At 58.1% G+C, this 20,803-nt stretch carries 21 protein-coding genes; 11 read left to right on the forward strand and 10 right to left on the reverse strand.

What is annotated here, in order from left to right; all coding sequences use genetic code 11:
- Positions 1–107: 107 nt before the first annotated feature.
- The 3 genes from GSQ77_RS25015 (at position 108) to GSQ77_RS25025 (ending at position 4,154) form a co-directional block, all read left to right on the forward strand.
- Positions 108–1,712: an arylsulfatase gene (locus tag GSQ77_RS25015; protein WP_158905864.1), complete on the forward strand. Its 1,605-nt coding sequence runs from the start codon at positions 108–110 to the stop codon at positions 1,710–1,712.
- A gap of 76 nt (positions 1,713–1,788) precedes the next feature.
- Entirely contained in the window at positions 1,789–3,066 is a 1,278-nt protein-coding gene (locus GSQ77_RS25020) for an anaerobic sulfatase maturase (RefSeq protein WP_158906577.1), read from the forward strand.
- Between the two features lie 23 nt (positions 3,067–3,089).
- Complete coding sequence (locus GSQ77_RS25025) at positions 3,090–4,154, forward strand: HAD family phosphatase (RefSeq protein WP_254067776.1); 1,065 nt, start codon at positions 3,090–3,092, stop codon at positions 4,152–4,154.
- 89 nt (positions 4,155–4,243) lie between these two features.
- Here GSQ77_RS25025 and glmS read toward each other — a convergent pair whose 3' ends face one another.
- Complete coding sequence (glmS, locus tag GSQ77_RS25030) at positions 4,244–6,085, reverse strand: glutamine--fructose-6-phosphate transaminase (isomerizing) (protein WP_158905866.1); 1,842 nt, start codon at positions 6,083–6,085, stop codon at positions 4,244–4,246.
- A 160-nt stretch (positions 6,086–6,245) separates the two neighbouring features.
- Between glmS and GSQ77_RS25035 the strand changes: the two genes are divergently transcribed.
- The gene (locus GSQ77_RS25035; RefSeq protein ID WP_158905868.1) at positions 6,246–6,749 is read left to right on the forward strand and encodes an Lrp/AsnC family transcriptional regulator; all 504 of its coding nucleotides are present in this window, start codon (positions 6,246–6,248) and stop codon (positions 6,747–6,749) included.
- A 163-nt stretch (positions 6,750–6,912) separates the two neighbouring features.
- Positions 6,913–7,749 carry a protein-L-isoaspartate O-methyltransferase gene (locus GSQ77_RS25040; protein WP_158905870.1) on the forward strand — a complete coding sequence of 279 codons (837 nt, stop codon included), beginning with the start codon at positions 6,913–6,915 and terminating at the stop codon, positions 7,747–7,749.
- Positions 7,750–7,857: 108 nt separating this feature from the next.
- Here GSQ77_RS25040 and GSQ77_RS25045 read toward each other — a convergent pair whose 3' ends face one another.
- From GSQ77_RS25045 to GSQ77_RS29675, 5 genes are read right to left on the reverse strand one after another with little or no spacing between them, the layout of a single operon-like run.
- A complete protein-coding gene (locus tag GSQ77_RS25045; protein WP_216854939.1) occupies positions 7,858–8,742 on the reverse strand; it encodes an alpha/beta hydrolase in 885 nt (294 codons plus the stop codon).
- Complete coding sequence (locus GSQ77_RS25050) at positions 8,739–9,605, reverse strand: ABC transporter ATP-binding protein (protein ID WP_158905872.1); 867 nt, start codon at positions 9,603–9,605, stop codon at positions 8,739–8,741. Before GSQ77_RS25050 ends, GSQ77_RS25045 begins: the two co-directional genes overlap by 4 nt.
- Positions 9,598–10,461 (reverse strand): ABC transporter permease, encoded by an 864-nt coding sequence (locus tag GSQ77_RS25055; protein ID WP_254067777.1) that lies wholly within the window; start codon positions 10,459–10,461, stop codon positions 9,598–9,600. Before GSQ77_RS25055 ends, GSQ77_RS25050 begins: the two co-directional genes overlap by 8 nt.
- 12 nt (positions 10,462–10,473) lie before the next feature.
- Entirely contained in the window at positions 10,474–11,100 is a 627-nt protein-coding gene (locus GSQ77_RS25060) for an ABC transporter substrate-binding protein (protein ID WP_254067778.1), read from the reverse strand.
- A gap of 26 nt (positions 11,101–11,126) precedes the next feature.
- Entirely contained in the window at positions 11,127–11,444 is a 318-nt protein-coding gene (locus tag GSQ77_RS29675) for a hypothetical protein (protein ID WP_254067779.1), read from the reverse strand.
- Between the two features lie 224 nt (positions 11,445–11,668).
- Between GSQ77_RS29675 and GSQ77_RS25065 the strand changes: the two genes are divergently transcribed.
- Entirely contained in the window at positions 11,669–12,583 is a 915-nt protein-coding gene (locus GSQ77_RS25065) for a LysR substrate-binding domain-containing protein (protein WP_158905877.1), read from the forward strand.
- Positions 12,584–12,655: 72 nt separating this feature from the next.
- Here the strand turns inward: GSQ77_RS25065 and GSQ77_RS25070 are convergent, their stop codons facing one another.
- Positions 12,656–13,570: a LysR family transcriptional regulator gene (locus tag GSQ77_RS25070; RefSeq protein WP_158905879.1), complete on the reverse strand. Its 915-nt coding sequence runs from the start codon at positions 13,568–13,570 to the stop codon at positions 12,656–12,658.
- 246 nt (positions 13,571–13,816) lie between these two features.
- Between GSQ77_RS25070 and GSQ77_RS25075 the strand changes: the two genes are divergently transcribed.
- Positions 13,817–15,130, forward strand: a complete 1,314-nt coding sequence (locus GSQ77_RS25075; RefSeq protein ID WP_158905881.1) for a serine hydrolase — start codon at positions 13,817–13,819, stop codon at positions 15,128–15,130.
- Between the two features lie 148 nt (positions 15,131–15,278).
- Here the strand turns inward: GSQ77_RS25075 and GSQ77_RS25080 are convergent, their stop codons facing one another.
- On the reverse strand, positions 15,279–16,031 hold the full coding sequence (locus GSQ77_RS25080) for a 3-oxoacyl-ACP reductase family protein (RefSeq protein ID WP_367889691.1): 753 nt from the start codon (positions 16,029–16,031) through the stop codon (positions 15,279–15,281).
- A 250-nt stretch (positions 16,032–16,281) separates the two neighbouring features.
- Between GSQ77_RS25080 and GSQ77_RS25085 the strand changes: the two genes are divergently transcribed.
- On the forward strand, positions 16,282–16,752 hold the full coding sequence (locus GSQ77_RS25085) for an Lrp/AsnC family transcriptional regulator (protein WP_158905885.1): 471 nt from the start codon (positions 16,282–16,284) through the stop codon (positions 16,750–16,752).
- A 21-nt stretch (positions 16,753–16,773) separates the two neighbouring features.
- Here the strand turns inward: GSQ77_RS25085 and GSQ77_RS25090 are convergent, their stop codons facing one another.
- Positions 16,774–17,640 (reverse strand): class I SAM-dependent methyltransferase, encoded by an 867-nt coding sequence (locus GSQ77_RS25090; protein WP_158905887.1) that lies wholly within the window; start codon positions 17,638–17,640, stop codon positions 16,774–16,776.
- A 198-nt stretch (positions 17,641–17,838) separates the two neighbouring features.
- Between GSQ77_RS25090 and yfcF the strand changes: the two genes are divergently transcribed.
- Positions 17,839–18,471 carry a glutathione transferase gene (gene yfcF, locus GSQ77_RS25095; protein ID WP_158905889.1) on the forward strand — a complete coding sequence of 211 codons (633 nt, stop codon included), beginning with the start codon at positions 17,839–17,841 and terminating at the stop codon, positions 18,469–18,471.
- Between the two features lie 10 nt (positions 18,472–18,481).
- On the opposite strand, the gene GSQ77_RS25100 is transcribed toward yfcF, so the two are convergent.
- On the reverse strand, positions 18,482–19,405 hold the full coding sequence (locus tag GSQ77_RS25100; protein WP_158905891.1) for a LysR family transcriptional regulator: 924 nt from the start codon (positions 19,403–19,405) through the stop codon (positions 18,482–18,484).
- 167 nt (positions 19,406–19,572) lie between these two features.
- Here GSQ77_RS25100 and GSQ77_RS25105 point away from each other — a divergent pair, with 167 nt between their 5' ends.
- A complete protein-coding gene (locus GSQ77_RS25105) occupies positions 19,573–20,289 on the forward strand; it encodes a glutathione S-transferase family protein (protein ID WP_158905893.1) in 717 nt (238 codons plus the stop codon).
- A 240-nt stretch (positions 20,290–20,529) separates the two neighbouring features.
- Entirely contained in the window at positions 20,530–20,775 is a 246-nt protein-coding gene (locus GSQ77_RS25110; protein ID WP_158905895.1) for a hypothetical protein, read from the forward strand.
- The last annotated feature ends 28 nt before the right edge of the window (positions 20,776–20,803 follow it).

The raw sequence follows: 20,803 nt of genomic DNA on the forward strand, positions 1-20,803 counted from the left end.
GAACGGGTGCCGATTTTAAGCCGCGAACAACAACCGCAGTCCCCTTAGAAGGAGATAACAGCTGATGCACTGGTAGAACATTCCACCTAAATTTATCGGAGCAACGCATGTCTTCAAAACCAACATCATGGCATCCAGCGCTATTGAAAATTGCTGCGGCTGCCGCATTGATTTGCACCGGTGTCGCGCCGGCAATTGCGCAAACTGCCCAAAGGCCCAACATCCTCCTGCTCGTCTCCGACGACACCGGATGGGGTGACCTAGGCGTGTATGGCGGCGGTGAAGGACGAGGTGCACCAACCCCAAACCTCGACAAAATGGCGCACGAAGGTATGCAGTTCTGGGATTTCTACGGTCAGCCGAGTTGCACGCCTGGCCGAGCGGCGATGCAGACCGGGCGGCTACCCAATCGTAGCGGCATGACGACGGTGGCCGCGCCCGGGCAGGGCGGCGGCCTGCCGAAAGGCGAAGTCACGATTGCGGACGTATTGAAGGGCGCGGGCTACTCCACGTTCTTCACGGGCAAATGGCACCTGGGGGAGGCCGACTACGCGATGCCGACCGCGCATGGATACGACGAGATGAAGAACGTCTACCTGTATCACCTGAATGCTTATACGTACGCCGACCCTAAGTGGAATCCGGATTGGCCGTCGAGCATTCCCAAGGTGAATCCGCTCGGTGAGCTGCAGGGGAAAGCCGGCGAAAAGTATCAGGAAGTCCGAAAGATCGGCGGCGACGATATTCCCACGCTGGACCAGGGCATCGAGACCAGTTCCATCGACTACATCAAGTCCCATTCCGGCGATAGCAAGCCGTTCTTCATGAGCATCAACTTCACGAAGAACCATCAGCCGAACCTGCCGGCGCCGGAGTTCGTCGGGAAATCGGAAGTGAAGACCAAGTATGGTGATGCGGTGGTGGAACTCGACACTCGCGTGGGTCGCATCCTCGACGCGGTGCGCGCCGCCGGCATATCCGGCAACACCTTGGTGTTCTACACCGTGGACAACGGGGCTTGGCAGGATGTGTATCCCGACTCCGGCTGGACTCCCTTCCGTGGAACCAAAGGTACTGACATGGAAGCCGGCAGTCGCGTACCCGCCATCGCGTGGTGGCCCGGACACATCAAGCCCGGGAGCACCTCCTGGGATATCTGCGGCGGATTGGACCTGATGGCGACGTTCGCACAAATCGCTGGCACTACGATTCCCACAAAGGACCGGGATGGCAAAGCCACGATCTTCGATAGCTATGACATGACTCCTATTCTGTACGGGACTGGCAAATCCAAGCGCACTTTCTGGATTTACCAAACGGAGGACGAAATCGCCCCGGGTGCCATCCGGGTCGGAAAGTTCAAGGCGGTGTTCAACCTACGTGGTGACTATCCACCGTTTTCCGACGAGGAACACACCGGCTGGCGCGGCCCGGACAAGTACGCCGCGACGGTCCCCCGTCTCTATGACTTGCAGGCCGACCCCGGCGAGCACTACGACATCTTCATGACCAACTGGACTGAAAAGAGTTGGACGATGCCTATCTTCAATGATCTGTTGAAGCAGGTTATTGGGACCTACGTCAAGTTTCCGCCTCGTGAAGTCCAGAGCGTCTCGTACACAGGGCCAGTCAGGAACTCTCAGTTCCAGCGAGTTCAGGCTCTCCAAGAGCGGCTAGAGCAGATTCAGAAGGGAAGCACCGCAGGTGACTAGCTAGCTTGCGCGTCTGTCGGTCGCGCCTTGCGACTGGCAGACGCTCGCCCATGGAGCAGGTTCGATGACCACTTATATGCCTGAGACATCCAATGCGGTACCGATCCAGTTCGTCAAACGAACGGCGGCGGCCGCGGAACCGGTTGCCCTTTTGCGAAAGGGCCGCTTTCACACGATGGCAAAGCCTATCGGGTCGACATGCAATATCGACTGCACGTATTGCTATTACCTGCATAAGGAACAACTGCTCGACCAGCATCGGGGGCGCCGGATGGAGCAATCGATGCTCGAGCGTTATATACGTCAATACATCGAGGCCCAGAATGCCGATGAGATTGTGTTCTCTTGGCAGGGCGGTGAGCCAACGATGCTCGGCCTTGAATTCTTCGAGCACATCATGGAACTCCAGGTGAAGTATTCGCCTGTGGGGCGCCGTATCGTCAACGATCTGCAAACGAACGCGACGCTACTCAATGATGACTGGTGTGTGTTTTTAAAGAAGCACGATTTTCTTGTGGGCGTCAGTATTGATGGTCCGCGAGAACTTCATGACGGATTTCGAGTAGACCGCAAGGGAAACTCGACCTTCGACAACGTGATGCGAGGCATCGGCCTGCTCAAATGCCACGGCATCCGCTTCAACACCTTGACGGTTGTCAATCGGCTCAATGCGAAACGGCCGATCGACGTTTATCGCTTCCTGCGTGACGAGGTAGGCTCAACGTACATGCAGTTCATCCCTTGCGTGGAGCCGAAAGACTTCAAGACAGTAGCGCCTCAGCACTGGCCAATCGAAGCGATGCCCAAAGTGGGAACGAGCGCAGCCAGGCCAGGCAATCCGGACTCGATAGTCACGCTCTGGTCCGTCGACCCAGACGACTGGGGTTACTTTCTTTGCCGCACTTTTGACGAGTGGTACAAGAAGGATGCCGGGCGCATCCTCGTCAACCTCTTCGAGACAGCGGTCGCCCAGACCATGGGGCAGCCCGCACAGACTTGTATCACCGCAGAGTTTTGCGGCAAGGCACTTGCTATCGAGCACGACGGCACGGCCTATTCCTGCGACCACTACGTCTACCCGGACTTCGCGCTGGGGAACATCCAGGATGAACATCTGGGCACGATGGCCTTCTCCGAGCGTCAGCAGAAGTTTGGATATTCGAAGCGCGATTCGCTGCCCGCTTACTGCAAGCAATGCAAACATTTGAATCTATGTTGGGGAGAGTGCCCCAAGAATCGCCTACTGCGTACTCCTGATGGTGAACCCGGGCTCAATTACCTATGTTCAGGTATCAAGCGGTTCCATGACCATGCTGGTCCGGTGCTTCGAAAAATCGCTTCGGAACTCGTTTAACCCTACGATAACGAGAGGGATTCATGCTTGATACCAACATCAACGTCGTACGCGCCATGATTTTTGCGACGGCCATTCTTGCGGCCTGCGCGAAGCCGTCCTCTCCAAACGTTGCCGCCATGAGCACGTCTGAAGCGACTGCACAGGCGCCGATGTCGATGCCGGCGACGGCACTCCCTTCGTGGAACGATACGGCCGCCAAGACAGCAATTATCGATTTTGTCGCGCGCGTTACCAAACCGGGCTCGCCGGACTATGTGCCGCCGCCCGAGCGCATCGCCGTCTTTGACAACGACGGAACGCTGTGGCTAGAGCAACCTGCCTATGTGCAACTTGTCTTCACGTTGCAACGAATTCACGTCCTCGCCCCGCAGCATCCCGAATGGAAGACGGAGGAGCCTTTTCGCTCGGTCCTCGCTGGAGACATGCAGGGTGTTGCTGCCACCGGCGAAACCGGAGCCGCCAAGCTCCTCGCCGCGACGCACGCCGGCATGAGCACCAGCGATTTTCGAGCAATCGTCCATGACTGGATGGCCAAGGCCGAGGACCCGCGCTTCAAACGCCCCTACACGCAACTGGTCTACCAGCCGATGCTCGAAGTGCTCCAGTACATGCGGTCCAACGGCTTCAAAACCTATATCGTGTCGGGCGGCGGTGTCGAGTTTATTCGTGACTACTCGGAGCGGGTCTACGGCGTGCCACCCGAGCAAGTGATAGGCAGCACCGCAAAATACAAATATTCAGTGGTGGATGGTCGGCCCATTCTTATGCGATTGCCACAGATAGATAACATCGACGACGGACCTGGCAAGCCCGTTTCAATCGAGCATGTCATCGGGCGCCGGCCCATTGCCGCGTTCGGCAATTCAGATGGGGACCTTCAGATGCTGGAATGGACCACAGCTGGCCCGGGTGCGCGCCTTGGCGTCATCGTTCACCATACCGATGCGCAACGAGAGTATGCATACGACCGCACGTCGAAGATGGGTAAGCTCGACAAGGCGCTCGATGAAGCGCCGAGCAAAGGATGGGTCGTAGTCGATATGAAGGAAGACTGGAAGACCGTGTTCCCGGGCGTGAACCAATAGTCGGCTACACGGACTATCCGGTCTATAACGCCGAACTCGCAGCTCCCGCAAAAGAAACTTTGCGGGGGAGCGTAATGGCAGGATGGTTGTTATTCGACCGTCACCGATTTCGCCAGATTCCGCGGCTTGTCGATGTCGGTTCCTCGCGCGAGCGCCGCGTGGAAGGCGAGCAACTGCATGGGGATCGTGTGCAAAATCGGCGAGAGCACGCCGTAGTATTCCGTGAGACGGATAACTTCCACATCCGCACTCGGTGCTATGCCACAGTCGCTATCGGCAAAAACAAACAGTTTCCCGCTGCGCGCACTGACCTCATGCATATTGGATTTGAGTTTCTCAAGTAAGCGATCGTTAGGCGCAATGGCCACCACCGGCATTTCATTGCTCACGAGTGCGAGCGGACCATGTTTCAACTCTCCCGCGGCATACGCTTCAGCATGAATGTATGAGATTTCCTTCATTTTCAGGGCCCCCTCCATGGCGATCGGATAGTGCATGCCGCGCCCCAAAAATAGAATGTTTTGCCTTCGGGTCAGTTGCTCCGCCCAAGCGATAATTTGCGGCTCCAGGGCCAGCACTTTGGTCATGGCATCCGGAAGATGCCGAAGCGCGCGAAGATGCTCCTGTTCTTCCTGCTCGCTAAGGCGCCCCCGGGCTTGAGCCAGGGTAAGGGCGAGCAAAAACAGCGCGACGAGTTGCGTCGTAAAGGCCTTCGTCGAAGCTACGCCAATTTCGATACCTGCACGTGTAAAGAACGTCAGTGCGCATTCACGGGCGAGTGCGCTAGTGGGTACGTTGCAGATCGCCAGCGTATTCTGCATACCTCGCTCTTTGGCGATGTGCAAGGCGCCTAGAACGTCCGCTGTTTCTCCGCTCTGGGAGACAGCGACGACGAGGGTTTTCGGATTCGGCACACTATCGCGATATCGATATTCGCTCGCGATCTCGACGTTCACGGGAATCTGGGCGAGACTTTCTATCCAATACTTAGCTGTCAGCGCTGCGTGAAAACTTCCTCCGCAAGCCAGGAGTAGCACTGAATCCACGGAATTCAGCACGCGCCACGCACCATCGCCGAACAGTTCCGGCATGATCGCGGTGACGTCTTGCAAGGTGTCTGAAACGGCGCGCGGCTGCTCGAAAATTTCCTTCTGCATGTAATAGCGATAGAGGCCCAAGTCCGCGGCCCCGCTATGCGCCGCTACCGTATGCACCTGGCGTTCGACGCGGCGCCCACCCGCATCGACGACCCAATAGCGATGAAGCTGAAGATCAACCACGTCGCCGTTTTCCAGGTACGCGATCTGATCCGTGAGGGATGTCAGTGCAATGGCGTCGGAGGCCAGGAAATTTTCGCCTTCGCCGACACCCACCACGAGGGGCATTCCATCTCGGGCGCCGACGAGACGATGCGGTTCGTCGCGACAAAGCACAGCAATCGCATAGCTTCCGCGCAGTTGCGCGACGGCCTCTTTCACGGCCTCAAACAGGTCGCCGTTATACAGGTGGTCAATCAGGTGCGCGATGACTTCACTATCGGTCTGGCTGGCGAAGATATATCCGCGGGCCTGGAGGTCTGCGCGCAGTTCTTCATGATTTTCGATGATCCCGTTGTGGGAGAGCGCGATACGTGGCGAGTCCGCGTTTGGCGAAAAATGCGGATGAGCGTTTGCGGTAACCGGTTTCCCGTGTGTCGCCCAACGGGTATGGGCGATGCCGGTATACGCGGACAGAGCGCCAGACAAGGCCAGCTTCGATATCTCGTCCTCCAGTTTCGCAACGCGATCGACGCTGCGGGCGCGGACAAGCTGGCGATCGTGATACACGGCAACACCACATGAGTCATACCCGCGATATTCCAGGCGCTTAAGGCCGTCAACCAAGTTCGGCAAGATGTTGCGTTGCGCGACCGCCCCGACAATTCCACACATAACGTCTCTCCATAAGTGTTCCCGTTTGGAACCAACGGTGTTGATGGTAGGGGTACTCATATGAAATTAAATTGCATAATTTTCGATAAAATGAAATTTGACGCCATGAGAATGTTGTGATGAAATTTAATTTCATAATTAATGGCATGTGGAGGCGCGAGTGGCAGGAATCTACCTCGATGATCTTGATCTGCGGATCTTGGGCATTCTGCAAACCGATTCGTCGATCTCGAACGTTGAGCTTGCGGCGCGCGTGCACGCGTCACCCCCCACCTGTCTGCGCAGGGTGCGCAATCTGACGGAAACGGGGATCATTCAACGTCAAATTGCAATCCTCGATCACGCAAAAATGGGCTCGACACTGATTGCGATAATCGAAGTGAGCCTTGACCGGCAGGCGACGGAAGATCTCGAAGCCTTCGAAGCGTTTATCTGCGCTGAACCGGTCGTGACCCAATGTTATCGCGTGTCACCTGGGCCGGATTTCATCGTCGTCGCGGATGTGACGGACATGCCGGAATATGACGAACTCGCGCGCCGGCTGTTTAGAGCCTCTTCAAATATTCGCAACGTACGTACTTTTTTCTCTACGCATCGAGCCAAATTCGAAGCGAATGCCCGCGTCCGTGTAGCCGCCACGAAAGCTAAAAGCGGATCGAGTTGAAGGCGTGCATCGCGGGCTTGCGACCAACGGCCGCCGTCCACAACGGTCGGTCAATTGTCGGCGCAGTGGATGTTCGCGGCGATGGAGCTTGAAAATAGGCACAGGCAAGTAGTAGCCTAGTAGTGTCTGGTTCGCAGCCTCCAGTGCGGAAGTAGGTCTCGACATGAATCGTGAACAAGAGCTGGCCGTCGTCCGCCGCGCCTATGCGAAGCAGATCATGGCTGCGGCCGGGGTCGACGATCCACGCGTCGAAGCGGCGTTCGCTGCTGTCGAGCGGGAGCGCTATCTCGGCCCCGGGCCGTGGCCTGTCTTGCTCTACACCGGCTACACGCCAACGCCCGACGACGATCCTGTCCACCTCTATTACGATGTTTTGATCGGTATCGTTCCTGAGCGCGGCCTCAACAACGGTATGCCGTCCTTCCATGCGCTGCTCATGACGCGTGCCGGCATTCGACCCGGCGACCATGTTGTTCATATCGGAGCGGGTGTCGGGTATTACACGGCCATCATGGCTCACCTTGTGGGTGCGACTGGCAGAGTAACCGCCATCGAGTTCGACGCCACGCTCGCTCGGCGTGCGGCTTCGAACTTCTCCAACGCGGCGAATGTGCAGGTCCGCGAGGGCGACGGATTCTCCATGCCCTTTGAAAACGCAGACGTCATTTACGTCAACGCGGGCGCAACCCATCCGGCCGAGAACTGGTTGGATCGGCTCAACGACGGCGGCCGACTGATACTCCCCCTCACGGTGGAAAGGACCCTTCATGGCGCGGTCTTCCGAATCGAACGCGACGGTGAAGGGTATCTAGCCGATTGGGTCTGCGGCGTCGGTATCTATCCGTGTGAAGGGGGCCGCGATGATGCGTCGGAAGCGGCGCTCGACGCTGCATTACGCAAGGGTGGTTGGCAAGCTGTCACCCGACTGTATCGTGCGGGTAATTTACCCGACGACCGGTGCTGGTTGCGTGGACATCGGTGGGCTTTGGCTTATGAGTAACTCGAGTTACGACTTCGGTGCGCGCGCGGCAGCGCGTGAGCTGCGCCGCCGAGGCTACGCTCGCTCCAGCAGCGCACTGTGCCAGGGAGCGCTGCAAAATCATCGCTGTCAAAGACCACTCAACGTCTGCAGACAGCGGACCAGTCTTCCATCCGTGCGATAAAGCTCATCAAGAATGGAAAAGTGATTGCATCCCGCAATAGATTCGATCCGGACATGTGCCCCTGCCGCGAGCGCCGCCCGTGCGTAATCTATCGATTGTCTTTGCAGCTCATCCAGTTCGTCTTCGCCGTACACGGCGTAGAGCGCCGGCTGCGACGGCGCAATTCTGTGCAGTGGACTCAGCCGCATCGCTTCTTCGCTGCTTAGGCCGAGCTTGTCGTTTAGCGCGCACAACGCGATCGGCTCCAGGTCAAAGATCCCACTGATCGACAGCGCGCCTTTTATGCGGTGCTCTCCGGTCAATAGTGTCGCAGCCAGATGGCCACCGGCGGACCAGCCGCCGACGATCACGTTGCGCGGATCGAAGCGCAACGTGAGCGCGTCGGCACGATCGAACAGGAAATCGAGCGCCCAGCTGCATTCGTCCAGGATTTGTTGCAGCCCGGCTTGCGGCGCCAAGGTATAACCCACGACGGCAACATCGAAGCCGCTGGCCATGGGGCCTTCGGCAACGAAGGAGAACATGTCGCGGCTGTTGCGTTGCCAATATCCGCCGTGCAGAAACACAAACAGCGGCGCGTGCGGAATACCGCAAGTGAAATAGTCGATTTTCTGCCGTTCGCCGCTGCCGTAGGCAATATCGAGCGGATGACCAGGCTTCGCCCGCAGCACCTCGCTGCGTTCACGCCAACGTTGCAGCCACGCCGGGCTGTCGCTTACGGCGCCACTGTTGTCGTAAGCCTTGGTCAGGGCCTCGCGATCCATCCCGCGATAAACGGCATCAACGGCATCGGATGTCGGGGAGGAAATAAACTGCGTTGTATCGCTCATGCATTCACCATGGCAGCGTCGAGTTTTTTCGGAGCGAGATGGCTGGACAAGCCTTGCGTGATCTCACGGCGCAACGCATTGAATTCGACCGACGAGACGTCTCGCGGACGCGGCAAGTCAACCTCGATATCGCTGGCGATGCGGCCCGGCCCGGCACTCATCACCACCACGCGATCGGCGAGAAAAATCGCCTCTTCCACCGAGTGAGTGACGAAGACCACTGTGAGGCGGGTTTCGCGCCAGATCGTGAGGAGCTCTTCCTGCAGCTTGGCGCGGGTCAATGCATCGAGTGCGCCGAACGGTTCGTCCATCAACAGGATGCGCCCGTTGTTTGCCAACACGCGTGCGATCGCGACGCGTTGCTTCATGCCCCCCGATAGCTGGCCAGGATAACGATCGGAAAAGCCGCCGAGGCCGACCATCTCGACAAATTTCTGTGCAATCTCGCGTACTTCGCGGCGGCTGCGTCCCGCATGCTTGGGGCCGAAACCGATGTTTTCGAGTACGGTCAGCCAGGGAAACAGGCCGTAATCCTGGAACACCATGCCGCGGTCCGGGCCCGGTCCCTGGACCGGCATGCCGTAAGTGCCGATGCTGCCGGCGCTGAGCGATTCGAAGCCGGCCAGCATGCGCAACAAGCTCGACTTGCCGCAGCCCGACGCACCGAGCAGACAAACGAATTGGCCCTGCGGCACCGTCAGGTTGATGTCGCTCAACGCTTCGATCTGTCCATTTGATGCCTGGTAGATCTTGCTGACGCCGCTGAGCTGCAAAGCCGGCACCTTGGCGCGCTGAGGTGCGCTGATGTTTTGCTGAGGGGCATCAACGTTTTGTCGAGACGCAGCTATGTTCTGCTCAGACATGATGTTGCGGGCTCCAGCGCATCAAACGGTTGTTGATCAGCACGAGCGCGCGATCGCAAAAGAATCCGGCAAGGCCGATAAAAATCATGCCGGTAATGACCAGATCGGTGCGAGACAGGGTGCGTGCATCCATGATGACGGCGCCGAGCCCCAGTTGCACACCGGTCATTTCACCTACCACGATCAAGATCCAGGCAAACGACAAGCCGAGTCGCAAGCCGTTGAAGATACTCGGCAATGCGCCACGCAAAGTCACGGAACGAAACTGCGCCGTGCCGGTGCAGCCCAGCATCGCGGCGGCCTCGAACAAACGCGCATCGACCGAGCGCACACCGAACACGGTGTTGAGCATGATCGGATAGAACGCGCCGAGGAAAACCAGGAACACGGCCGAATTGGAACCCAGCCCGAAGAAAATCATAGCCAGCGGCAACCACGCGGTGACCGGGATCGGCCGCAGCAGCGAGAGCAGCGGATCGAGCAGGGTACGCAATAGCGCAGAGCGTCCGAGCATCAGACCCAAGGGCACGCCAGTCACCGCTGCCAGCCCGAAGCCCATGAACACCCTGCGCGTGGAGGCCCACAGGTGCATCAGCAAGGTGGCGCTGAAAGCGTCGTCGTACACGCCGCCAAACGTGAAATCCCACATCATGATCGCGACGTCTTTCGGCGTCGGGATCAGCATCGTGCCGGAACAATCGACCAGCGCCCACCACAGCCCAAGCAGCAAGATCGGCACGATCAAGCCGAGCGCCACGTTGCGCGATCGACTGGCCGCGGATTTACCCGCGATCGCGGGCGCCACGGGCGCGGTACTGACCGAGACCGGCAGCTCGCTCACGGTTGATTCACTCACGGACATACTCGCTTAGGCGCTGAGCGAACTCAGCGCGGTGGTGGGAATAAAACGGTTGTAATCCGGCAGCGCTCTGATTTGCTTGCGCGCCAACATCTGCGTACCGTAATAGCGGGCCTGCGTAACAAACTGGTCGTCGATGCGCCAGGTCAGTTCGACATTGGGTGCAGCCAATTCGATCGAGCGGCGCTGCTGTCCAAGGCGCTGCATCGCCATCGTGACGAAGGCGTCCTTGTCGGACATCGCGTATTCGCTGGCGGCACGGTGGATTTTCAGCAAGGTGCGCACGCGGGCCGGGTCGGTCTTAAGCATCGTTTCGCTGGCGGTCAACACCATGTTCAGCGAGCCGGTCGGCGTCGAATACGGATATTCCAAAACGCGCCCGGTGCCGTTGGCCAAGCTGATGCCCGCTGCCGGTTCCGCGCCGACATAAGCGTCCAGATCGCCGCGCGCCAATGCCGGCGCCATGTCGCTGAACGATACGCGCACCGCTTCGATATCGTGCGGGGTCATTTTTTCGGCGGTCAAGCGGTCCATGAACACCACTTCCTGGGTGGAGCCTGGCCAAATACCGACGCGCTTGCCTTTGAGATCACTGATCGACGCCGCTTTCGAGTTGGCCGCCACGACGATCGCCATGCCGCGGTTACACGCCGCCCCGACTATCACCACCGGCTGCCCGGCTGCCCGGCCGCCGCGCCCAGCGTTGCCGCGGCCAGACCATATATGCCGAAATCGACGGTGCCGGTTACGACGGCATCTTTGCCATCGGTGGGACTTTCGAAGGGGATCACTTCGATCGTGGTGCCCGCCGGCGCAAACTTCGAATAGAAATACGGCGTAATGCCGTGAATCAGCTTGAGCGTGCCGACCTTGATCGTGGTTTCCTGCGCGAACACTGGCGAGCCGCGCGCGGCGATCATGCTGCCAACCGACAGCGCTGCAGCGCGTTTCAGTAATGAACGGCGGGTGATATTGGACACGGTCAACTCCCTGGCGAAGTCCGTACAGACGGATATAAGTGAGGAACAAGCGGGGAAAAAACAAGGCACAAGCGAGGATGTATAAGCGCAACACGAGATTAATCACCTGCCCTCACTCACCGCCGCACTGCAACATCGCCCCGATCGTAGAGGAGCGCTTTACAAAAGTACATTTAGAAGCAAAAATGCCCTCTATAAATTAAACTTATACTTTGGCGGTGGGCATGCAACAGCCGATGGACCTGCGTCTACTGCAAACTTTCATCCTGCTGGTGGAAACCGGCAGCGTTTCGGAGACGGCCAGGCGCGTCAATCGCACTCAGCCTGCCGTCACCTTGCAGTTGCAACGGCTCGAGCAACTGGTGGGCGCGAAGTTATATAGCACAGTCGGACGCAGGCCGGTTCTCACCGCGGACGGCGAACTTCTGCTCGGTTATAGCCGCACCATCCTCGATTTGAATAAAGAGGTGCTTTCGCGTTTGCAGGCGCCCAGGCTCGGGGGCAGGGTCATTCTGGGCATCCCGGATTTGTACGCCGCTTACGTGCTGCCGCCTGTCCTCTCTGCATTCAACCTGGCCTACCCCAATGTCGACCTCGAGATCCGATGCTCGTTATCGAACCGTCTGATGACGGCGATCAGCCGCGATGAAATCGACGTCGCCCTGGTAACCCGAATGCCGGCATTCAAGCAGGGTCTGGTGGTGGCGCAAGAACCTCTGGTTTGGGTCGCCGGTGAATCAGGTCCGCAGCAGCAGATGAACCCTCTGCCGTTGGCGATGCTGCCGCCTGGGAATATTTTTCGCGATCACGCGCTGGCGGCTCTCGACCAGGTCGGCCGTAGTTGGCGGCTGGTGTGTATCAGCGAGAGTCTCAGCGGTATCCAGGCTGCCGTGCTGGGCGGAATCGCAGTCAGCGCCGTGGGCGCCAGTTCAGTGATACCGGGGATGCGTGTGCTCGGGCGCGACGACAGTTTTCCGCCGCTACCCAAAGTCGATCTCACGCTCTATCGTGCCGACGGCCGCGCCAATCCGGCATGCGATGCGTTGATCGATATCATCGCCCGCCATTTCAGACAATCCGCGATCGCCCCTGCAGACTACGTTTCACGGACACAGGCAGGCAGCGGAGCGCATGAATAGGAATGCGTAAATACTTCACTTAAACCACGCGATGGCGCTAACGCCGTACGGCCGCGGACTTGTCCCGACCTGCTAACTCTCACGCGTCAACGCGACGATAAAGTCGAGAAATACCCTTGTCTTAGCTGGCATATGGTGCCGCGATGGATGGTATGCATAGAGCGGGAACCGTTCATCCGGCCAGTCAGGAAAAAGGTTGACGAGCCGTCCCTCCCGAATCAAATGCTCGGCTCCCAACATAAGCATCTGCGCAACGCCGGAGCCGGCCAGACATGCGTTGAGGAGCGCGCTCGGATCATTCACCGTAAGCCGGCCGTTCGTTTCGACAATCAGCCTTTTGCGTTTGCGATGAAACTCCCACGCAAACGGCTTTCCCGTTTCCGGGTTCCGGAATTCGAGGCACCTGTGCACACCGCGACCCAGATCTTGAGGCTGCGCAGGCCGCCCACGGTGAGCGACGTACGAGGGCGCTGCGACCGTGACAATCGCGGTGTCCAGAAGCTTTCTCGCAACAAGGCTGGATGAGCGCGGTTCGCCGAATCGCAAGGCTAGATCGAAGCCATCCATGATGAGGTCGCCGAGCTGATCTCTCGCAATGAACTCGAGTTCAAGTTCAGGATGCGCATCCATGAATTCGTCGAGTTTGGCACCCAGAATGATCCGCGAAAAAACGGGATCCAGATTGATTCGCAGTTTCCCGCGCGCGGTCGCCGTACCTCCTGCCGCAGCGTCGGCCGCTTCCTGCATGCCTCTTAAGTGTGGCATGACTTGCTCGTAGAACCGTCGGCCCTCTTCGGTAAGAGAAACGGCGCGAGTCGTTCGATTGAAGAGCCGTATCTTCAGCCGCTTTTCGAGTCGGGCAATTGCCCGGCTAACTCCGGGCGGTGACATGTCCACCAGTTCGGAGGCGGCGGCGAACGTCCCCGCATCGACGACGGCAGCAAACACGCTGATACCGCTAGAGAGATTTTCGCTGGACGAGTTCATACGCTATGCATTCCGGTCAGTTAATGGTCTGAAGAAGTTCAGTCGAAGCTAACACAGCACGCCACGACGGCGCCGATTTGCAGCCACGATCGAAGGATCGTATTGGTAACTATTTGTCATCTAACAAATGCCATTCATATCATTTTATTTCTGATCGCGGTTCCCCACAATGCATTCCAGCAGCACGTTTAAACCTCGACAACCAAGGAACATTGCCATGGATACCCGTCATCACAGGAGTAGAAAATGACCGATCGACTCACCCGACGCGACTTGCTGAAGAGCGCATCCGGCTTCCTGGCCATTGCGGCTGTGGGCGGATTGACTGGCATCGGAGCGGGGGCCGCGCAGGCCGCTCAGGAGCCGGGCCGCGTTCTGGTTCGCAACCCGGCTCATGCCAAGATAGACCGTTCCTTGCAGCAGGCCGTCGACAACGGCACGGTAGCTGGCGTGGTGGCGATGGGAGCCACAGAGCGTGGGCTCATCTACGAGGGGGCATTCGGCCACGCCAACCTTGATACCGGTACGGAAATGACGCCCGATACCGTCTTCTGGCTGCTGTCGATGACCAAGGCGATCACTGCCACAGCCTGCATGCAGCTCATCGAGCAGGGCAAGTTGCACCTGGATCAACCCGCAGGCGATATCCTTCCCCAGCTTAGGTCCCCCCAGGTACTGGAGGGTTTCGATGCGGCTGGCCAGCCAAAGCTGCGTCCGGCAAAACGCCCGATCACGGTGCGTCATCTCCTGACCCACACGTCGGGCTACACCTACAGCGTCTGGAGCGAAAACCTCAGCCGCTATGAGAAGGTGACCGGCATGCCCGACATCGCCTATTCGATGAACGGGGCCTTTCAGGCGCCGCCCGAGTTCGATCCGGGTGATCGCTGGGAGTACGGCATCAGCATGGATTGGGCCGGCAAGCTCGTGGAGGCCGTTAGCGACCTGTCGCTCGAAGTCTATTTGCGCGAGCACATCTTCGCGCCACTCGGGATGAGCAATACTGGGTTTCTGATCAGCAGTGCGCAGAAGCGCCGGGTGGCGACGATGGTTCACCGCCAGCCGGACGGCTCGCTCAAACCTGAGCCGTTTGAGATCAACCAGCGTCCCGAGTTTTTCATGGGCGGCGGCGGGTTGTTCAGTACGCCACGCGATTACATGACATTCCTGCAGATGCTTCTGCACGGCGGCACCTATAGGGACGCGCGGATTCTGCGGGCCGGCACTGTGGCGTCGATGTTCCAAAACCAGATCGGCGATCTGCAGGTGACGGAAATGAAAACCGCGCAGCCAGCCTGGTCGAACAGTTTCGACCAGTTTCCGGGAATGGCGCACAAATGGGGGCTGTCGTTCGACATCAACACGCAACCTGGGCCACATGGGCGCAGCGCCGGCAGCGTCAGTTGGGCAGGACTCCTTAACTGCTATTTCTGGCTCGACCCGGTCAGGCGGGTCACCGGGACCGTGTTTACCCAGGTCCTGCCCTTCTACGATCCGCGTATCGTGGACCTTTACGGGACGTTCGAAGAAGGGCTGTACGGCGGACTCAGTCGCGCCTGATGACTGCGGCGGCAGACATTCACGCTGCGCTGTTGCCTTGGATAGCCAACGCTTATACGGGAGCCTTGGGCTTCACCGCGAACGAGTAGGGCATCAGTGCGTGGTTTGCGCAGGATACCGAGAACGTTCGCCGGCCCGAAGCCCACCGTCAAGCGCTCGTCCCGCCATCGACTTTCAAGCTCGTACCCGTTACAAACGCCGCTTCCGGGCTGGCCAACCAGGTGACAAGACCCGCGACATCTTCGCCTGATCCGTAGCGGCCCAGTGCGATCGAATTCCGGATCTGATCGGCCATCGGACCGTTGGCGGGATTCATCAGCGTATCTATTCGGCCAGGCTGGACGTTGTTGATCGTAATTTCCCTGCTACCGAGATCCCTCGCCAGCGCACGCGTCATGCTGGCTACGGCGCCTTTTGTCGCCGCGTATACGGACACGCCCGGAATCGGCATATAGTCGCTGCTGACGCTTCCAATGTTGATGATCCTCCCGCCCTTCTTCATAAAGCGCAGCGATTCCTGGATGGCGACGAACAGACTCTTGACGTTGATTGCCAGCATCTGATCGATATGTTTCAGCGAAAAATCGTCGATCAGCCCGACACGGAACATCGCGGCGTTGTTCACGAGAATATCCAGTCCTCCGAAGCGTTTCACGGTCGATCCGATCGCGGTCTTCAGCGCTGCTTCGTCCGCACTGTCCGCACGGATTGCGAGGCCGCGCCCCCCCAGTCGATCGATATCACCGATGACACCCTCTGCATCATCGCTCGAGCTCGAGTAGGTTATCGACACGGCCGCGCCTTCGCTCGCGAGACGCTTGGCAATTGCCGCTCCAATGCCGCGGGAGCCACCTGTGACAAAAGCCACTTTGCCGTCCAGTTTTCCATTTGAAAAAGCCACGTTTACTCCATTTATTTGCGTCATCCGCTCACCCGAAAGCGAGCGACGATGACGCCGCAATTTGACATTCGGGAAGTTGAAATACGTGTCTGCGGCGTACTGTGCAAGCACGCCTAGCTGCTTTGCTGCAGCGCGACACGAGATTATTTTAGCTAGTTAGCGTCGGTGTTATTGGCTAAAATGAGCTGACAATTTCACATTTATTGATAATAATAGTTAAGTTATCAAATAAATTTGGTAGGAAAAGCTAATGATGTTCGATCGCGTTGACGTTGATATCTTGCAGGCGCTGCAGCGTGACGCTCACGTCAAGGCTGCGGATCTGGCCGAATCACTCGACATCTCCGTTTCGCCGCTCTATCGGCGAATTCGTTTGCTCGAGGAGGCGGGCGTCATCACAAAGTACGTGTCGCTTCTGGATCAGGAGAAGGTGGGTTTCCCGATCAATGCCTACGTGTCGGTCGCAATCGAGAAGTCCGCGGATAAGCTAGCCGCTTTCGAGCGCGCCATCCTGAGTTGCGAGGAGGTGATGGAGTGTTATCTGATGACTGGTGTGTTCGATTACATCGTGCGCGTGGTTGCGAGCGACATGGCAGGCATCGAACGTTTCGTCATGACGCGACTCGCGACTATCGATGGTGTCCGGGATGTCAGCACGTCGATCACCCTGCGGCGTGTGCAGTACAAGACGGTGCTACCGGTCCGGCCGGGCGGCGGGTAGATATTGGAAATTCGCCACAGATCATTTCGTCGTACCGGGCGCAGTTGCCGCCTTCACAAAACGCAGCGTCATTCGGTCGGACTCGCCTATGGCCAGATATTTGGCGCGATCCTGATCGCCATCGACCAGTGTCGGCGGCAGCGTCCACACACCGTGTGGATAATCTTTGGTGTCACGCGGATTACTGTTGATTTCGCTGGAGCCGGCCAGTGTGAAGCCGGCAGCGCGGGCATGCTGGATCACATAGGCTTCGGTGAGATATCCGGTGCCTATCATCTGCTGATCAGACGTTCCGGGCTTCGCCCGATGGTCTTCTATGCCGAGTACGCCACCGGGTTTCAGCTCAGCGTAAAAGGCCTTGAAGTTATCGTCGATATGGCCGTCCTTCATCCAGTTGTGGACATTGCGGAACGTGACCACCAAGTCGACGCTACCCGCGGGCGCGACGTCGGAAAACCGGCCCGCGCGCAGGGCGCCGATCTTCACATTGCCATATAGAGCAGGATCTTGCGCAAGCTTTTCCCGATAGCGTCTATTGCCTGCGGATTCCGGCTTGGCGCTGTCGGAGAAGTACGGCGCGACATATAGCTTGCCGGTGTCATGCAGGTAAGGGGCGAGGATTTCGGTGTACCAGCCGGCGCCGGGCTCGATTTCAATGACGGTCTGGTTCGGCTTTATCCCGAAGAACGTCAAGGTTTGCGCTGGATGCCGGTAGGCGTCGCGGGCACGTTCCGCGTCGGTGCGTTGAGGACCGGCGAGTATCGTCGCGAATGCCTGCGCGGGACTTGCCTCGGCGGTGGGCAGACGTAGCACGGCGAAGCCACAAATGCCGAGGCCGAATAGACCTAGCGCTAGAGTGCGCGCAAATAAGCGACGGGAAGCCGGCATGCTGAATTTTCCTTGGATATGGATTGCTGAGGTCGGTTTTGTTGCGGATGTGCGTGAAACTGGGGGACACTGCATCTTACCGTGGCAACGCTTTTGCCGTGGTCCAGCGCTGTGGTCCAGTCGCGTGCGCGGCCAGTCGACATCAATGCTCAAATCGTTAACAATCGTTATCCTTGCGTAAGCAAACTGGAGCCTACTTTGCAATCAACGAGTCTGCGTCTTTATGCCGACGCTCAATTTACAAGTCCCTATGCGATGTCGGCCTTCGTGGCCCTTCACGAAAAGGGATTGTCGTTTGAGCTTGTAACCGTCGACCTGGTCAACAATGCAAACCTCGAACCTGGATACGCAGCGAGCTCACTCACGCAGCGTGTACCTACGCTGCTTCACGATAGTTTCGCTTTGTCCGAGTCGTCAGCAATAACTGAGTACCTCGACGAAGTCTTCCAGGGCACCTCGTTATACCCAAAAGATGCGCTTAGTCGGGCTCGAGCACGTCAAGTCCAAGCGTGGCTGCGAAGCGATCTCATGCCCATCCGGCAAGAGCGTTCCACCGCGGTGATATTTTACGGCGCTCCCACGGAGCCGCTATCTGACGCAGCACGGACGGCGGCAAGAAAACTTTTCTCTGCGTGCGAGGTATTGCTTACCGAGCACTCCCCGAACCTCTTTGGCGAGTGGTGCATCGCAGACACCGACCTTGCTCTAATGCTCAACCGGCTCATCCTGAGTGGTGATACGGTGCCGGCAAGGTTGGCTGAGTACGCCGCGCATCAGTGGCAAAGACCCTCTGTTCAACGTTGGGTCGCCGTGAATCGCCCCCCGCTGTGAGACCTTCGAACTATTGAGCAGGCAGTACGCTTAAGGTCGACCGTAAAAAATCAACGAATGCGCGGACCTTTGCAGATAGATGGCGGTTCTGTGGATACAAAATGGAGAATGGCCGGGCGCACCCGCCATGATCGTGAAGGACTTCCACAAGGTCGCCACGCTTCACGGCATCGGCGGCCGCGAAATTGTAGGTCTGGTATAGGCCTCCCCCAGCATTGACCCATGCGATGCAACCCAGCGCATCGTTGAGTACTCGCATCCGGCTGCGAATCGGATACTCGATCTCTTCGCCTTTCTCGCCCTGGAACAACCAGATCATCGGACGACCGGTATTCGGTGACACGTACTGAATGCAATCGTGAGCCTCAAGGTCATTGAGGGTGCGTGGCGTGCCTTTTTTCAGCAGGTATTCCGGCGTAGCGTAGACGCCCAAAAACGCGTCCTCGAGCTTGTAGGCCACCAGCCGCGAGTCACGCTGAATGCCTAATCGTATTGCGAGATCAAACCCCTCCTCAACAAAATCGATGATCTTGTCCGAGATACTCAGCTCGATTTCGATCTGTGGATACGCCTCGGTGAACCTCGGCATCAGGGGCAGCAAGCGATGCGTTCCGTAGGCTGCACTGACGCTGATACGCAGCAGCCCACTGGGCACTATCTGCGCGCCGGTGACAGCGCGTTCGGCCTCGGCGATCTGCTCCAGCGCTAACTGACACTCCTTCCAAAAGAGCTCGCCCTCGTTGGTGACCTTAACGCTACGCGTTGTTCGCGAAAATAGGCGCACGCCTAGACGCTGTTCGAGCCTGCTGATTGATCGGCTGACCGCCGCGGGCGTGACGCCGAAGAATTCTGCTGTCGCAGTGAAGCTGCCCAACTCCGCTGCTTTGCAAAATTGCTCGATGCTTCCGAGCTGAATAGAGCCAACCGACGCCATAGCTTGTTCCAAAATGTAATAAATGAAATGATTTTATACCTATTTATCATCATAAAACAAGCCAATACACTGCAGTCACTGCTTGAGCAAAGGACCGATTTCAAGCTAACCGGCACGCTTCGCTGAGGCTCGCCACACGATCCGCTCCAACTAAAGGAACTACCATCATGACAAGCAAACTTCGCCTCTTCACCTCGCCTTCGGCATTCCCGAACCCGCAGCGCCTACGTCTGTTCCTCCACGAGAAAGGTATTGCCGATCAGTTCGAGGAGCGCATCTACGATATGACGCCGGTCGGTGAGCAACGGCAATGGCGACATCTGAAAATGAACCCGTGGGGCGAGACACCTACCCTTGAACTGGCCGATGGCAGCTTTATTTCCGAGGCCGCCGCCATCGTGCGGTATCTCGACCAGTCCTACCCCGGGCGCAAGATCATGGGCGAGACCCCGTTGCAGCAGGGGCTCGACAACATGTGGGATAACCGCATCTGGGTGCATATCCTCTACCGCATCGTCACGGCGTTCCATGTCCTGCATCAAGGGCTCGGACCGAAGCTCGAACTGACCACCAACCACGCCTGGGGCGAACATAGCCGCAAGGAGGCGCTTGCGCATGCAGGCTTGGTCAACCAGCATCTGTCGGACGGGCGTAACTGGATACTCGGCGGGGACGAGCCCACCTTCTCGGACATCACGCTAGCCACCGCGATCGCCTTTTCCAAGTTTCCGGTCAACGCAACCCCGCTGGATGAACGTTTCGAGCATCTGGATGCGTTCTGGCAGCGTTGGCAGCTTCGGCCTAGCTTCCAGGCTGCCTATGCCGACCGTAACAGCGGCGTGCCGGAGTTGGATGGTCTGGGGAAACTGGGCGCGCATAAGTAGTCGCCTGCCGCATCCAATTTATTGCCACTGCTCCTCTGCATATTTATCCCAATTTTATATTGCGAGGAACAACATGTAGGCGATCCGTGGCGTCAATACCGTGCGGCGCAACCCGCTCGGCTCGTACGCCACGATTGCCGGCTTCGCTGAAGAGATTGTGGGAGTCGTGCTAGGATTTTCGCTAGTCTCGCCGCGTTGAGCGTCGAGTAATCTTAAGTTCGTTGTGTGTCGGGAGGGGTTGTGGCATTTGATCATCGTGGCTTTCGAGTGAGTGTGGATGTGGCGGCGGATGAATTCGGCGTTCAGTGGGTGTGTCGCGCCGCAATCGAACGCATCGATGGCGATAGCACGAAAGGTGCGCCGTTAGGCGGCGAATTGACCATTCCCAGGGCGAAAATCGATCCTCTGATGGCAATCAGTACGCTTGAGCACCGGGCCGTGGCCTTGATTGATGATTTTTGTGAACGAGGGGATGCGGTGGCGTGATCGTGCCATTGCCCAAACCGGGAGGCCG

It is taken from the genome of Burkholderia sp. L27(2015) (assembly GCF_009765705.1).
Lineage (GTDB): Bacteria > Pseudomonadota > Gammaproteobacteria > Burkholderiales > Burkholderiaceae > LMUX01.